We start from the raw sequence: 255 nt of genomic DNA, 5'->3' as shown, positions 1-255 counted from the left end.
TCTGGGCCGTGTCTCAGTCCCAGTGTGGCCGGTCACCCTCTCAGGCCGGCTACCCGTCGACGCCTTGGTGAGCCATTACCTCACCAACAAGCTGATAGGCCGCGAGCCCATCCCCAACCAAAAAATCTTTCCAGTAACTGACCATGCGGCCGCTACTCGTATCCAGTATTAGACGCCGTTTCCAGCGCTTATCCCAGAGTCAGGGGCAGGTTGCTCACGTGTTACTCACCCGTTCGCCACTGATCCCACAGAGCA

Annotated in this window: 1 rRNA gene; it reads right to left on the bottom strand. The window is 58.4% G+C overall.

What is annotated here, in order from left to right:
• Positions 1 to 255, bottom strand: a 16S ribosomal RNA gene (locus M3195_RS16765); the annotation flags it as partial.

Origin of the sequence: Microbacterium hydrocarbonoxydans (assembly GCF_023715885.1) — a bacterium.
Taxonomy (GTDB): Bacteria; Actinomycetota; Actinomycetes; order Actinomycetales; family Microbacteriaceae; genus Microbacterium; species Microbacterium hydrocarbonoxydans_C.
Note: the sequence above shows the minus strand (reverse complement) of the source record. Positions and strands in the feature narration are given on the sequence as shown.